The following is a 14162-nucleotide window of genomic DNA, read 5'->3' on the forward strand; positions in this document are numbered from 1 at the left end:
TTTTTCTTTTGAACAATTTGGCGCCTGCGTCGTTTTCCAACCATGTCCAACAAAGGAGAACCGTGATGGATTGGAACCGTGTTGAAGGTAACTGGAAGCAGGTGAAGGGCAAGGTCAAGGAACAGTGGGGCAAGCTCACCGACGACGACCTCGACCAGATCAACGGCCGCCGCGAACAGCTTGAAGGCAAGCTGCAGGAACGCTACGGCCTCGCCAAGGACCGCATCCGCAGCGACGTCGATACCTGGTACAACGGCCAGACCTGGCACTGATAACAATCCGACATCAGAGTATTCCACTCAGAAAGACTTGGCCCCGCTGATGCGGGGCTTTTTTCGTGCTGGTTATCAGCCGCGGCAAAGCGGGTTGAGTCGATAGCCGAATCCTGATCTCCATTGGACATCTTGAAACGGCGCACAACGGATAGACGAGACATGAGTACCGCGGAAAAATCGGACCACTCGAACCCCGAACTGCCCATGGGATATTCTCCGGTTCCCAGGGGCAAGCTTGCAAACGCCGTCACCTGTCTGGAAATGACCGAGAAGCCGCTGCCGAGGGAGATCGGCAACACTGCGGGGCTTTCCCTGGAGAGGATGCTGGCGCCCGATCCGCAGACTTATCGGCAGCTCTTCCGGGCGATCGGTGAGGACTGGCTTTGGGTTTCCCGGTTGGTCATGGCCGATGAGGCGCTGAAAGCCGTCATCGGCGACCCCTTGGTGGAAATCTATGTGCTGCTCTCGAATGGCCTGCAAGCCGGAATGCTGGAGCTTGATTTCCGGCAGCCCGGCCAATGTGAACTGGTCTTCTTCGGGGTCGGAGAAAGCGCCATCGGAACAGGGGCGGGGCGCTATCTGATGAATCATGCTTTGTCCATCGCCTGGGCGCATCCGATCGAGCGACTCTGGGTCCACACCTGCCATTTCGACCACCCGAACGCGCTGCCCTTCTATCAGCGGTCCGGCTTCAGCCCCTATGCCTTCATGGTCGAAGTCACGGATGATCCGCGGCTGACCGGAGTCTTGCCGCGGTCGGCGGCGCCGCATGTGCCCATCCTCGAGTAAGGCAATGCCAGGCGGAGAGGGCTCTTCGAAAGTTTCAGGATAGAAGGCTGTAAAGGTTCGTCGGCGCACCGTGGAGCATGACCTGGCCTTCGAAGCCGAAGCCGCATTTCTCTAGAACGCGGCGAGATGCGGGATTGGCCGGGCGCACCAGCCCGATGATGCGGCGGGCACTCAGCTCTTCGAAGGCAAAGGCCAGTATGCCGCGAACGAGTTCGGTTGCGTAACCGTGTCCCCAGCTTCCGGGATCGAGATGATAGGAGAGGTTGAGACCCTCGAACTCATTCGACACGGTGACACCGCCAAAGCCGATCAGCTCACCATTGACGATGACTGCAAAGCGGCCGAAGCTGTGTTGTTCCCAATGCGCCATGTCCTTCGCCAGCCGCGCGGCGCTTTCTTCAGGGCTGTCCGGCAGAGGCACGGGCCTGTGCGCGACCAGTTCAGGCTTTGCGAACAGCTCCGTCAGAAAATGAAGATCCTCCATCGTCGGTGGGCGCAGCAGTAGCCTGTCGGTGCGGCGCGTCTCATTCATTGGAATATCATTGCCGTCAGTCATTCATGCTCCGCTTGGCAAAGGAAAGGCACGGGGACAGGGAATAGCGATAACGATGTCCCGCCAGATAGCCTCTTCCTGTTCTCTCGTGCGGCGAAACATAGTCTCTCAACTCATGTAGCCGCCATCCAGCACCAGCGGACTTCCAAGCATGAAGGAAGAGGCATCCGAGCAGAGCCACAGCACGCCCTCTGCAATCTCCTGCGGCGTGGCGACCCTGCCGATCGGCGTCTGGGCGATGATGGCGGCCGCAATATCGGCGCTCTTTTTCATAAAGGATTCGACGGGCGGGGTGCCGACCCAGCCGGGGCAGATCGCGGTAATGCGGATACCCTCGCGGGCATATTCGAGTGCGGCACTCTTCGTCAGCCCGATGACGCCGTGTTTTGCGGCTGCATAGGCCGCACCGCCCGGAAAGGGATAGCCGCGCAGGCCATCAACGGATGAGTTGTTGATGATGACACCGCCACCGTTCTTCTGCATGGCCGGGATCTGATAGCGCATGCAGAGGAAGACCGAGGTCAGGTAGCCGTCGATGGTCTTGCGCCAGGCATCCTCGCCGAGGCTTCCAAGCGGTGCGCCGCGTCCGCCGCTGCCGCCATTGTTGAAGGCGTAGTCGATCCGACCATATTGCTTGACGATGCCGGAGATCAGCCTTTCCACAGACTTGCCATTGGCCACGTCGCATTCGACCCAACTGGCGCTGCCATCCGGCAGGCTGGCAAGCGCCTGTTTTGCGCGTTTCTCGTTGCGACTGGCGATGATGACGGTGGCACCCTCGCGGGCAAAAGCCTGTGCGGTCGCAAGGCCGATGCCGGCCGATCCGCCGGTGACGAGGGCTATCTTGCCCTGCATTTCGGGATAACGTTTTGGGCTGGTGTCAGTGGGCATTCGGCGATTCCATGTTCACACAGTCATGCCATATGAGCGTGCCTTGCGGCTCACTGCAAGATCAGGTGCTCGATGGCTGAAGGGAGGGCGCCATGCATGGCTCAGGGCGTTCAACGCTGCAATCGATTGCTCCCGCTTCGCGGGACCGCATCTCAGCCCCCGGTGACACTCATATGCCGGGCAACGGCCGGGCGCTTGTGGGTGCGGTCGATGATGAAATCGTGGCCCTTGGGCTTGCGCGTGATTGCCTCGTCGATGGCCGCATGGAGCAGGCCGTCGTCTTCGGTGGCGCGCAATGCCGCGCGCAGGTCGGCGGCGTCGTTCTGGCCGAGGCACATATAGAGCGTGCCGGTGCAGGTGAGGCGCACGCGGTTGCAGCTCTCGCAAAAATTATGGGTGAGCGGCGTGATGAAGCCGAGGCGGCCGCCGGTTTCCGCGACCCGGACATAGCGGGCAGGGCCGCCGGTCTGGTAATCGATATCGGCAAGCGTGAATTGCCGTTCCAGATCGGCGCGCAGTTTTGAGAGCGGCAGGTACTGGTCGGTGCGGTCTTCTTCGATCTCGCCCATTGGCATGGTTTCGATGACGGTGAGATCCATGCCGCGGCCATGCGCGAAGCGCAGCATGTCGGGCATTTCCGCTTCGTTGAAATCCTTCAACGCCACGGCATTGAGCTTGATCTTCAGCCCGGCCTTCTGGGCGGCGTCGATGCCTTCCATGACCTTGGCGAAATCGCCCCAGCGGGTGATCTTGCGGAATTTCTCCTGATCGAGCGTATCGAGGGAAACATTGATGCGGCGCACGCCGCAGTCATAGAGCTCCTCGGCGTGGCGGGCGAGCTGCGAGCCGTTGGTGGTGATCGTCAACTCGTCGAGACCGGAGCCGACCTGGCGGCCAAGCTGGCGTACCAGGTACATGATGTTCTTGCGCACAAGCGGCTCGCCACCGGTCAGGCGAATCTTGCGCACGCCCTTAGCGATGAAGGCGGAACAGAGCCGGTCGAGCTCTTCCAGCGTCAAGAGGTCCTTCTTCGGCAGGAAGGTCATGTTTTCCGCCATGCAATAGGTGCAGCGGAAGTCGCAGCGGTCGGTGACGGAAACGCGTAGATAGGTGACGGCACGCCCGAAGGGGTCAATCATCGGCGCTGCATCCGCTACCAGCGGCGAGGCATTGCCTATCGTTCCGACTATGGTGTTCACGTCAATCTCCGTACTCTCCTTAATGTGGGCATATGCTATTGTGGCGTCAAGGGAAACAGCTTTCGGCGCCACGGCAAATTACGCTTGCGCCGAAAAAGATCAGCGCCTACTCCTCGCAGAAGAAGAGGACATAACGATGAGCGATATCTGGCCCACCGAACTCCGGGTTTCGAAAGACCGCCAGAGGCTGGTGGTAAGCTTCAATGACGGGCAGAGCTTCGATCTCTCGGCCGAGCTTCTGCGCGTGCTGTCGCCGTCGGCCGAGGTTCAGGGGCATGGGCCGGGGCAGAAGGTCACGGTGCCGGGCAAGCGCAATGTCGCCATCATCTCAATGATCCCGACGGGCAATTATGCCGTGCGCATCGGCTTCGACGACATGCACGATACCGGCATATATACCTGGACCTATCTGCGCGAACTCGGCGAGCGCGGCTTTGAGCTTTTCTCGGCCTACGAGGAGGAGCTGAAGGAAAAGGGAATGAGCCGCGACGCAGCGGAAAAACCAAGATAATCTTTAGTATCAGGCGAAGGGGCGACGAGGGGGCACATGACGGAAACGCATAAAAAGAGCTGGCTGCGAGCCCACGGGCATACCGGCAGCAGGGTTACATTCCTGGAACTCTTCTTCGATCTCGTTTTCGTCTTTTCCATTTCACAGCTGTCGCATGCGCTCTTTGCGCATTACACGCTGCTGGGCGCCGCCGAAGCCGCACTGATGATGTTTGCCGTCTGGTGGGTGTGGATCTTCACTGCCTGGGCGACGAACTGGCTCGACCCCGAGCGCATGCCGGTGCGATCCATGCTGATCGTGATGATGATGCTCGGCCTCATTCTTTCGGCCTCCATTCCCGAAGCATTCGGCGAAAAAGGCCTGCTCTTCGCCTCAGCCTACTTACTGATGCAGGTCGGCCGCTCGGCCTTCACTGCCTATGCGATGCGGGCTGCAGGCCGTTCGGCCACGCTCAACTTCGTGCGCATTACCGCCTATTTTGCCGTTTCCGGCATATTCTGGATCGCTGGCGGGCTGCTGGAGCATGAAGCACGGCTGATCTGCTGGGTCATCGCGCTCGCCATCGAATATTGCGGGCCGGCGCTCTCCTTTGTCGTGCCTGGCCTCGGCAGATCGAATGCGGCGGAGTGGGATGTTTCCGGCGCGCATATGGCGGAGCGTTGCGCGCTTTTCATCATCATCTGCCTCGGCGAAGCGATCCTCGTATCCGGCCGCACCTTCTCCGAAATGGAATTCTCCGCCATGACCGGCGTGGTCTTTCTGATCGGTTTCATCGGCACGGTCGCCATGTGGTGGCTCTATTTCCGCTTCGGCCATGAGCGCGCGGCACACCGCATCGAGCACACGGATACGCCTGGCAGTATCGCACGGCAGGCCTTCACCTATGCGCATATTCCTGTTCTCGCAGGCATCATCGTGCACGCCGTGGCGGTGGAATTCATGTTCGAACATCCACATGAGACGGGCAGCCTCGCCATTGCCGCTTCCGTGCTCGGCGGCTGCGGCCTCTTCCTGATCGGCAATCTCTGGTTCAAGGGCGCCACCAGCGGCCGTCTGCCGCTCTCCCATCTCGCCGGCATCGTCATCCTGATCCTCTGCGCCTTCTTTGCGCCGTTCATACAGGTCTATGTAATGGGCATTCTGGCGGCGCTGGTGCTGATTATCGTGGCGGCCTGGGAGTACAAGTCGCTGACGCGGGCGCCGGCCGGGCCGGTGTTGCATTAGAGAGTCCGGCATCGCAAAAGGTCATGCATCACGCAGAAACTCCTGCGGTGTAACGGAAAGCCCTTCCAGCCAGCGATTGCCGCGCTCGTATAGAGCTTCCACCTGTTTGCCCTTCAGGCCCGGCATATCGCGCTTTACTCGATATCCGATCTGCTCCTGTATATAGGCGAGATGCCGATATCCTTCCGGAAATGCCTGCAGCACCTCTCGGTCGATCCCGAGTATATCGGCGGGCGAAAGAGGATCGATCCTGTCTTTCTCATAGATCGGCTGCCGGATGACGATTGCCCAGCGGTCATTTCTCTTTTCGAGGAAGTCGTAGAAGCGCCCGGTGCAAACCACGTCGCAAGGGCAACCGTGAACCGATGCCCGCTGGGAGATCGTCATCTTGGTCTGAGCTATCGCCCGATGCGCTCTGATGTCGATCGAACTGCCGCCGAGAAAATGGAGGATGCTTACGCCTTTGTTCCAGCCATCCCGGCTGACACGGATAAACTCCGTTGCAGGCCCTTGGAACCAAGTCGCCATCATCCAGGCGTCGTCGTGCCATACGGTCTGGAAACGCTCCCAATGACCGGCATCCCGCCAGATCGCCCAGTTCTGAAGAAGCTCGTTTATTGCAAGCTTGTCATCCCATGCCGGCATCGTCACTACCCCCACTTGTGTGCTGCAAGCCTCGAAGATAGCTCCGGGCTCAATCCTCGTCACGCAGATCCTGCAGCAGCACGGTGATGATGCGCTCCATCGAGTCGGCGGTCGCCATGCATTGCTCGATCGGCTCGTCCGAGAGCACACGGTCGATGAGGCTGGTCTGGATGGCCATGGCTTCCTCGCTCAGCTTTCGCCCCTCCGGCGTCAGATAGAGGCGCAGCACGCGCTTGTCGCGCTCGTCGTCGCGGCGAAGGATCAGGCCGCGCTTTTCCATCTGTGGCAGGAGCATGCTCATATTGGAGCGGCCGACCAGCAGCTTACGGGCCAGCTCCTGCTGCGAAATGCCTTCGAAGCGGTAGAGATTGACGAGAATATCGAGATGCGGCGGCTTGATATCGAGATCGGAAAGCGAGCGCGCCAGGGATTGTTGCATGAGCTGGCAGGCGCGAGCCACCGCGATCCAGCTGCGAAAACGCGGATGATCCCAGGGTAGGGATTGATTTTTGTTCATCGTTGTACTTTATTGTTCAGTGTTGAACATTATTGGAATCCCATCATGGCAAAATTTGCGCTTGAGGTCACCCGCCTCGGATTTTCGCTCATGCAATCCGTTTCTCCGCGTCTTGCCGGCGAAGCGGCCTTCCGGCTGTTCTGCCGAACGCCATCCGTCAAGCCAAAAGGCGAGAAGGCGAAGGCGGCGCATGCGGCAGGTGTTGCCAGGCTTGCGGGCGCGGAACGCTTCCTGCTGCCGGTCGAGGGTAAGCGCGCCCATGCCTACCGGCTGAACGGCGGGGCGCTCGGGCGGCGCAAGCGTTACCTCGTCACCCATGGCTGGGGCTCCGGCATGGCCTATATGGCCGATCTGGTAACGATGCTGGCGGATACCGGCGCGGAAGTGATCGCGCTCGATTTTCCCGGCCACGGTCGCGCTGGCGGACGCTTCCTGCATATGGGGCTGGCGGTCAAGGCGATTGCTGCTGCGGAAGCGCGTTTCGGCCGCTTCGATGCCGTCGTCGGCCATTCCTTCGGTGGTGCTGCGCTCATGGTCTCGGCCTCCGCCATACTGCCGGATGTAAAACCCGTCTCGACCGAGCGCATGGTGCTGATCGGCTCGCCCAGCGAGATGCAATGGCTGTTTACCGATTTCGGCCGGATGCTGCGGCTGAAGCCGGCCGCGCAGGCAGCGCTCGAGGATGTCGTGCAGCGTGTCACCGGTCGCAGACTTGAGGATTTCGACGCGGGAAAAACGGCCGCAGGCATCGGCAAGCCGGTGCTGGTCATCCACGCCGAGGACGACAAGGAAGTCGGTGCCTCCCATGCGCGGCGTTATGCGGCCTCGGGCGGGCAGGTGCGGCTGTCCTGGGCGAACGGTTTTGGCCACCGGCGCATCATCTCGGCCGCCCCAGTTCTTGACGAAGTCGCGGCATTTCTGGCTGAGGGAGACATCAAGAAACCTGCTGAGATCATTCCGATTTTTGAGCTTCCGGCGCGCCGCGCATCGGTGTAGCGTCCGGCCGGTCGCGGGGCAGGCGGCCGCCAACCGGACGGGGTAGCGATGAAGATCATCAGCAGTATCGAAGAGCTCAACGAAATCTATGGCGCGGGCCTGTCGCAGGCATCCGTCGACAAGGTGACGAAACGGCTGACACCGCTCTATCGGCATATGATCGAGATCTCGCCCTTTACGGCGCTTGCCACAGTCGGCCCGGAAGGGCTCGACTGCTCGCCGCGCGGCGATATCGGCGGCGTGGTGCGCATCATCGACGACACGACACTGCATCTTCCCGACTGGCGCGGCAACAACCGCGTCGATTCGCTTTCCAACATCGTGCGCGATCCACGCCTGTCGCTGATGCTCCTCATTCCCGGCTCGAATACGGTGATGCGCATCAACGGCCGCGGCGTGGTCTCCAACGACGAGGCGCTGCTTTCGAGTTTCGAGATGGATGGCAAACATCCGCGCACGGTCATCGTCATCAGCATCGTCGAGGTCTATTTCCAGTGCGCGCGTGCGGTGATGCGCGCCGAGCTGTGGAATGCGGAGCACTTCGTCGACCCCGCGAATCTGCCGACGCCTGGGCAGATGCTGAAGGATGCGGTGGGGGATTTCGATCATGAGACTTATGATCGGGAATGGCCGGTGCGGGCTGCCAAGACGATGTGGTGAGGTGAGGGTAAGGCGGGGTTTTTAGAGGGTCCGAACCGGCCAAGCGATAGCACCGAATTGGGCAGCCTCTAAGCCGCCACTCTCCTCGGAAAGAGCACAGCGTCCGGCGCCGTCCTGACCCCATCGACGACAAGCGGCGTCCCATAGACATCAGGCACCTCAATCCCAAGCCTTGAATGCAGTGCCTCCGCCGAGCGCGGCAGAAACGGCAGGAGGCAGCGCGCAACGACTGCCAACCCATAAACCTGCTCCGCGAGGCAACCACCAAGACGATCAACTGTCGCCTGCCGTTCTTCGGGCGTGATGTCACCAAGTAGCGCCTTCGCATCCGCCCATGGGGCACGCTTCGCAAAACGACGGTTCGCCTCGCCGACAAAAGCGAAGATATCAGCAAGACCGACATGCAGCTCATAGGTATCGAAAGCCGCAGCCACCTTCGCTGGAAGCCGCGCCGCCTCCTGTGTAAAATCGCTCTCCTGCAGCGGAGGAACGACCCCACCGAAGGCAGATGAGACAAGCGCCAGCACCCGGTTGGCGAGATTGCCGAGCTGGCCGCCGAGCTCTCCTGTCCAGGCGGCTTCCAGACGCTCAGCCGAGAAGTCGCCATCATCGCCCGAGCGAATATGCCGGAGCAGGTAATAGCGCAGGGCATCCGGCGTGCCATAAGCATCGATGACGCTATTGGGGTCGATGCCATTGCCGGCGGATTTGCCGATCTTTCTGCCGTCGACCGTCACATAGCCATGCACCAGGGTCGACGACGGCGGCGGCAGGCCTGCCGAGAGCAGGATGGCCGGCCAGTAGATGGTATGGAATTTCGAGATGCCCTTGCCGACGACGTGGATGCGCTCACCGCTGGCGGTCCAATAGCGATTGAAGAGCTCCTCATAGGTGCCGTAGCCGAGCCCCGTCAGGTAGTTGGCCAGCGCATCGAACCAGACATAGACGACTTCATCGCTATCAGGCACGGGAACGCCCCAACCGCGCGCCCGCTCGGTGCTGCGCGAGACGCTGATGTCGTCAAGGCCTCGACGCAGCAGCGCCAGCACCTCGTTGCGCCGGTGGGCCGGAACGATGGAGAGTTCACCGGTTTCGATCAGTTGCAGGATGCGGTCGCCATAGCGCGAGAGGCGGAAGAACCAGTTCTCTTCCCGGACGAGTTCAAGCGGGACGCCGTGCTCAGGGCAGCGGCCGTCAACGAGGTCCGAGGGCTCGTAGAACTGCTCGCAGCCGACGCAATAGAGGCCTTCGTAGGCTTTGCGATAGAGGTCGCCATTGTCGGCGCAGGCGTTCCACAAGGCATGCACGCAGGCGACATGCCTCGGGTCGCGCGAGGTACGCACGAACTCGTCGTTGGAAATATCGAGGCGTGTCCCGAGCCGCTCGAAGCGGTCGGCGTTGGCGTTGACGAAATCCGCCACGGGCAGACCGGCGGCTTCGGCCGAGCGGACATTCTTCAGGCTGTTGTCATCGGTGCCGCACTGGAAGCGCACATTGCGGCCGAGCAGGCGGAAATGGCGCGCATAGGCATCGGCCTGCACGAGTTCGAGCGCAAAGCCCACATGCGGGGCGGCGTTCACATAAGGGATCGAGGTGGTGATATAGGTGTCCGGCTTGTTCATCGGTTGATCCTTTCGAGGCTGTTTGCCCGCGAGACGGATCGCCAAATGAAAAGACCGCCTCAAGGGCGGTCGCTGGTGCATTCTGGACGCACGAAACCCGCCACGCTATGAGCGCGGCATCATCATCGCTGAGGTGCTGATTGCGGTTCTGTCCATGGAGAAGTGGTATCATTTGGGGCCGGTTTGGACAAGCGGGCTGTTTTCGGCGCGTTGTCAGCTATGCTGCGCTGGCTTGATGGGATTGCGTAGAGGACGCGATGGCGATGGAAAGCGTGAGAACCGGTGGCTGCGCGTGTGGCGCAGTCAGGTACGAAGTCGAAGGCGAGCCGTATCAGTCCGGGCTCTGCCACTGCACAAAATGCCGGAAGCTGACCGGTTCCATCTTTTCGGCAACGGCGAACTGGCATGGCTCGAAGTTCAAGATGGACGGCGAGATCAGCATCTACGACAAACGGTCGTTCTGCCCGATCTGCGGCTCGCGGCTGTTCTTCATGCTCGATGACGCCGTCGAAGTCTTTATCGGCACCCTGGATCAGGCACCGAACGACATCCACCCCATGGTCGAGGTCTGGACCATCCGCCGCGAACCCTGGCTGCCACAGGTTCCAGGTGTCCGGCTTTATGATGAAGACGAGCACGCGGCGTCAGATTGGTAGGCACGCTGGTCGTCAGTAAAACGTCGATTTGAAGGGAACGATCGCCGAGCCCATCGCAGCGGCGTCGCCTGATATGTCTGACACGATGAGCTTGGGGTGTGGGCGGGCGACGCCGTAGCGCGGGCGGCCGAAAAGTTCGGTGCGTTCGCTCAACATCTGCGCCAGTCCCGGTGGTACCTGGCCGCCGAAGACGATCGCCTGCGGGTCGTAGATCGCCCAAATGGCGTTGACGAGACGGTTATAGGCGGGCGTGATCTCGTCGACCCATTCCACCACGCCCGGCCATTTCGGATCGAAATTCCTGCGCAGATACGGGATCGACGGCACGTCAATATTGTGGCGCTTGAGCCTCTCCAGAAGCAGCTGCAGGGCGGGGCGGCGGCCAGTCTCTTCGTCGTCAAACATCCCCGAGAATTCCCCGGCATTGCCATTGCCGCCGAGTAGCAGTTCGCCGTCATGTATCAAGCCGCCGCCGAAACCGTAATTGAAGCTCAGATAGGCGAAGTGCTTGATGAAGCGGCCGGCGCCGAACATCGCCTCGGCGACAGCGCCGGCGCTGCCGCCGTTCAACAGCCAGACGGGCTTTTTGAAGCGATCGCTCAGAAGCGGCCCAAGCTCGATCAGCGACCATTCATGCAGCGGCATCGAGGCATTGTATTTTGTCCCGGAGATCAGAGCGCCGGCAATACCGAAGCCGATGCCGAAGAAAGTCTCGTCATCGAGGCCGTTCAGCTGCTGCAGTTCGGCAATGCGTGCTTGCACGCGATCCAGCGCCTGGTTCATGCCCAGCTCCCTCAGCGAGATGTCGCTTTCGCCGAGCACATTGCCTGACAGGTCCACCAGGCAGATGTCGACCACGTCGGAATTGACGGAAATGCCGATCGAATAGGCGTGGCGGCCGTTGAGCCTGAGCATCGGGCTCGGCTGGCCGCGGCCGAGGCCGGGCTTCGGGGACCCCAGAGAAACGATGCCGCGCTCGACGAGCTGGTCGATGATGCGATGGACCGATTGCTGGGTCAGATCCGTATGGCCGGTGATCTCGGATCGTGACAGGCCGGGATTGCGCCAGATGAGCTTCAGCAGGCTGCGTTCATTCGCGGAAACGACAATTTCCTCTCCCGGACGCCGGAATCGGGATGCAATCAACGGTTCTGGAAAATAAGGCATGACGCACCTCGAATATACCACAAAAGTGTAACTGTAACGCAGATGGCAACCGCAGGTGCTTGCATAAAGGGCTTCTCGCCCTCAATCAAGTCGGACCACGTCATCGATTTGTTACACATAAAGTGTATTAAGCCGGCCGTTCACGATCCGGACGCTGATCCGGCGGGTCTTAAATTCAGGCGAGGGCAAAATGAAGATTTCCATTCTGGTGGCTGCGGCCGCCCTGATGACGGCTGCGTGCTCTTCTGCGCAGGCTGCCAATTTCGAATTCTGGTACGGCAATACGGGGAGCGTCGAGAAGGCGATTCTGGCACAATGCGACGCCTTCAATGCGTCGCAGTCGGCCAATCACGTCACCTGCGTCGGGCAGGGCAGCTACGAAGTTTCCATGCAGAAGGCGATTGCCGCCTACCGTTCCAACAAGCATCCGGTGCTGATCCAGTTCTTCGATGCCGGCACGCTCGACCTGCTGCTGTCGGACGCCGTCGTTCCGGTTCAGGACGTGCTGCCCGATGTCGACTGGAACAATTACATCAAGGGCGCGCGCTCCTATTACGAAACGTCAGGTGGCAAGCTCTATTCGCAGCCCTACAATTCCTCGACGCTGCTCTTCTACGTCAACAAGACCGAACTCGAAAAAGCCGGCGTCACCGAGATGCCGAAGACCTGGGAAGACATTATCGAGGCTGCCCGCAAGCTGAAAGCTGCCGGCAACGAGTGCCCCTATGTCACCAATGGCGAGCCGTGGTCGATGTTCGAGCAGTTCTCCGCCCGTCACGGCCTGCCGATCGCTTCCAAACACAATGGCTATGACGGTCTCGATGCCGAATATGTCTTCAACACCACTTTCTTTGCCAAGCACCTGCAGAACCTGATCGACTGGCGCAAGGAAGGCCTGGTGAAGATCGCCAGCGATACCAAGGCCGGCAATTACACCGCCGCCTTCAATTCCGGCGAATGCGCCATGATGGAAAATTCCTCCGGCTCCTACACGGACTCGTCCAAGGCCTTTGCCGGCGAGTATGAACTCTCCGTCAGCCTGACGCCGATGTACAAGGGTTACGAGCGCCACAACACCTTCGTCGGCGGCGCCTCCATCTACATCATGAAGGGCCATGACCAGGCCGAGATCGATGGCGCCAAGGCCTTCCTCGATTTCCTGCGCAAGCCCGAACAGCAGATGTTCATGACGGCTTCGACCGGCTACGTACCGGTCACCAACGACGTGCTCGATGCCATCGCCAAGAGCCCTGATGCCGGCACCACCAAATATGCGACGGCGGGCGTCGGCATCGAATCCATGAACGAGCCCGGCACCCCCGACACCCGCGGCATCCGCCTCGGCTTCTACGTGCAGTTCCGCTCGATCCTAATCGAAGAAACGCAGAAGGCGTTTGCCGGCACGCAGACCGCACAGGCATCGCTCGACAGTGCCAAGAAGCGTGGCGACGAGCTGCTGCGCCGCTTCGAGCAGACCTACAAGACGGCAAAGCTGCCCTGATCTATCTCCGGTGCGGCGCTCCCCCGTCGCCGCACCGGCTTTTCTCGAAATGGACATGCGTGATGTCGTCGGAATCCTCGCTTTTCAGCCATCGCTGGCTGCCGCTGCTGCTTGCCGCACCCTTGCTGCTGCTGATCCTCATCTTCTTCTACGCGCCGATCATCCAGGCCTTCTACTGGTCCTTCTTCCTGGAAAGGCCGTTCGGCGGCGGGTCGGAGTTCGTCGGCTGGGATAATTTCCGCCGGGTGCTTGCCGATCCGGAATTCTGGGATGCCGGCTGGCGCACGATCCTCTTCATGGTCTTCGCCTCGTCGCTGGCGGTCGCTCTGCCGCTGATCCTGGCGGTGGCTGCCGACCGGAAGATCCGCCTGTCGCTGACGGCCCGCAACGTGCTGGTCTGGCCGAAGGGTGTGGCGGGCGCCTCGATCGGCGTCGTCTTCGCCTTCATCTTCAATCCCTTCGTCGGTGTCCTGGCACCACTCAATCATTTCTTTCCGGGCGCCTGGGCGCCGGGCCTCAATGGCACCGATGCTTTCATCACGCTGATCGTCGCCCACGTGTGGGGCGGCATTCCCTTTAATTTCGTCATCCTGCTCGCCGGGCTGCAATCCATTCCGCGCACCATGTTTCAGGCAGCCGCCATGGATGGCGCTGGGCCATGGCGGCGCATCTTCGATGTGCAGCTGCCGCTGATCATGCCGCAGCTCTTTCTGACGCTGGTGCTGGAATTCACAGAGAGCGTCACCTCGGCCTTCGCGCTGATCGACACGATTACCAAGGGCGGACCGGGCGGCTCCACCAATCTGCTCGTCTACAAGATCTATACCGACGGCTTCAGCGGTTACGATCTCTCCGGCGCGTCCACCCAGACGGCCATCCTGATGGTCTTCGTCGTCATCCTCACCGCCGCGCAGTTCCTGCTTCTCGGCCGCAGCATCAATTACGAACGGTAAGGG

The 14162-nt window shown here is 60.7% G+C and carries 16 protein-coding genes; 9 read left to right on the forward strand and 7 right to left on the reverse strand.

Going from position 1 to position 14162, the window contains the following annotated elements; translation table 11 throughout:
- Nucleotides 1–65 precede the first annotated feature (65 nt).
- The gene (locus AC1DTN_RS19630) at nucleotides 66–272 is read left to right on the forward strand and encodes a CsbD family protein (protein WP_113321602.1); all 207 of its coding nucleotides are present in this window, start codon (nucleotides 66–68) and stop codon (nucleotides 270–272) included.
- A gap of 162 nt (nucleotides 273–434) precedes the next feature.
- A complete protein-coding gene (locus AC1DTN_RS19635) occupies nucleotides 435–1064 on the forward strand; it encodes a GNAT family N-acetyltransferase (RefSeq protein ID WP_442205758.1) in 630 nt (209 codons plus the stop codon).
- 34 nt (nucleotides 1065–1098) lie between these two features.
- Here AC1DTN_RS19635 and AC1DTN_RS19640 read toward each other — a convergent pair whose 3' ends face one another.
- From AC1DTN_RS19640 to moaA, 3 genes are all read right to left on the reverse strand, one after another.
- Entirely contained in the window at nucleotides 1099–1620 is a 522-nt protein-coding gene (locus AC1DTN_RS19640) for a GNAT family N-acetyltransferase (RefSeq protein WP_477922204.1), read from the reverse strand.
- A gap of 105 nt (nucleotides 1621–1725) precedes the next feature.
- The gene (locus tag AC1DTN_RS19645; protein WP_477922205.1) at nucleotides 1726–2508 is read right to left on the reverse strand and encodes an SDR family NAD(P)-dependent oxidoreductase; all 783 of its coding nucleotides are present in this window, start codon (nucleotides 2506–2508) and stop codon (nucleotides 1726–1728) included.
- Nucleotides 2509–2660: 152 nt separating this feature from the next.
- Entirely contained in the window at nucleotides 2661–3707 is a 1047-nt protein-coding gene (gene moaA, locus AC1DTN_RS19650; protein ID WP_439015187.1) for a GTP 3',8-cyclase MoaA, read from the reverse strand.
- A 136-nt stretch (nucleotides 3708–3843) separates the two neighbouring features.
- On the opposite strand from moaA, the gene AC1DTN_RS19655 reads away from it, so the two are divergent.
- Together AC1DTN_RS19655 and AC1DTN_RS19660 are read left to right on the forward strand one after the other, a co-directional pair.
- Complete coding sequence (locus tag AC1DTN_RS19655; RefSeq protein ID WP_439015186.1) at nucleotides 3844–4218, forward strand: gamma-butyrobetaine hydroxylase family protein; 375 nt, start codon at nucleotides 3844–3846, stop codon at nucleotides 4216–4218.
- Between the two features lie 36 nt (nucleotides 4219–4254).
- The gene (locus tag AC1DTN_RS19660) at nucleotides 4255–5442 is read left to right on the forward strand and encodes a low temperature requirement protein A (protein ID WP_477922207.1); all 1188 of its coding nucleotides are present in this window, start codon (nucleotides 4255–4257) and stop codon (nucleotides 5440–5442) included.
- 21 nt (nucleotides 5443–5463) lie between these two features.
- Here AC1DTN_RS19660 and AC1DTN_RS19665 read toward each other — a convergent pair whose 3' ends face one another.
- On the reverse strand, nucleotides 5464–6087 hold the full coding sequence (locus AC1DTN_RS19665) for a nuclear transport factor 2 family protein (RefSeq protein WP_477922208.1): 624 nt from the start codon (nucleotides 6085–6087) through the stop codon (nucleotides 5464–5466).
- A gap of 49 nt (nucleotides 6088–6136) precedes the next feature.
- Nucleotides 6137–6604 carry a MarR family winged helix-turn-helix transcriptional regulator gene (locus tag AC1DTN_RS19670; RefSeq protein WP_439015184.1) on the reverse strand — a complete coding sequence of 156 codons (468 nt, stop codon included), beginning with the start codon at nucleotides 6602–6604 and terminating at the stop codon, nucleotides 6137–6139.
- 45 nt (nucleotides 6605–6649) lie between these two features.
- On the opposite strand from AC1DTN_RS19670, the gene AC1DTN_RS19675 reads away from it, so the two are divergent.
- Together AC1DTN_RS19675 and AC1DTN_RS19680 are read left to right on the forward strand one after the other, a co-directional pair.
- On the forward strand, nucleotides 6650–7600 hold the full coding sequence (locus AC1DTN_RS19675) for an alpha/beta fold hydrolase (protein WP_113321610.1): 951 nt from the start codon (nucleotides 6650–6652) through the stop codon (nucleotides 7598–7600).
- A gap of 48 nt (nucleotides 7601–7648) precedes the next feature.
- Nucleotides 7649–8260, forward strand: a complete 612-nt coding sequence (locus AC1DTN_RS19680; protein WP_477922210.1) for a pyridoxamine 5'-phosphate oxidase family protein — start codon at nucleotides 7649–7651, stop codon at nucleotides 8258–8260.
- A gap of 68 nt (nucleotides 8261–8328) precedes the next feature.
- Here the strand turns inward: AC1DTN_RS19680 and metG are convergent, their stop codons facing one another.
- Nucleotides 8329–9882, reverse strand: a complete 1554-nt coding sequence (metG, locus tag AC1DTN_RS19685) for a methionine--tRNA ligase (RefSeq protein WP_477922212.1) — start codon at nucleotides 9880–9882, stop codon at nucleotides 8329–8331.
- A 257-nt stretch (nucleotides 9883–10139) separates the two neighbouring features.
- Between metG and AC1DTN_RS19690 the strand changes: the two genes are divergently transcribed.
- Nucleotides 10140–10538 (forward strand): GFA family protein, encoded by a 399-nt coding sequence (locus AC1DTN_RS19690; RefSeq protein WP_439015180.1) that lies wholly within the window; start codon nucleotides 10140–10142, stop codon nucleotides 10536–10538.
- 12 nt (nucleotides 10539–10550) lie between these two features.
- Here the strand turns inward: AC1DTN_RS19690 and AC1DTN_RS19695 are convergent, their stop codons facing one another.
- The gene (locus AC1DTN_RS19695; RefSeq protein WP_439015179.1) at nucleotides 10551–11705 is read right to left on the reverse strand and encodes an ROK family transcriptional regulator; all 1155 of its coding nucleotides are present in this window, start codon (nucleotides 11703–11705) and stop codon (nucleotides 10551–10553) included.
- Nucleotides 11706–11895: 190 nt separating this feature from the next.
- On the opposite strand from AC1DTN_RS19695, the gene AC1DTN_RS19700 reads away from it, so the two are divergent.
- Together AC1DTN_RS19700 and AC1DTN_RS19705 are read left to right on the forward strand one after the other, a co-directional pair.
- Nucleotides 11896–13206, forward strand: a complete 1311-nt coding sequence (locus AC1DTN_RS19700; protein WP_477922213.1) for an extracellular solute-binding protein — start codon at nucleotides 11896–11898, stop codon at nucleotides 13204–13206.
- A 62-nt stretch (nucleotides 13207–13268) separates the two neighbouring features.
- Nucleotides 13269–14159, forward strand: coding sequence for a carbohydrate ABC transporter permease (locus AC1DTN_RS19705; protein WP_477922215.1), 891 nt, complete (start codon nucleotides 13269–13271; stop codon nucleotides 14157–14159).
- The last annotated feature ends 3 nt before the right edge of the window (nucleotides 14160–14162 follow it).

This window comes from Rhizobium sp. 01T444, from assembly GCF_056398305.1.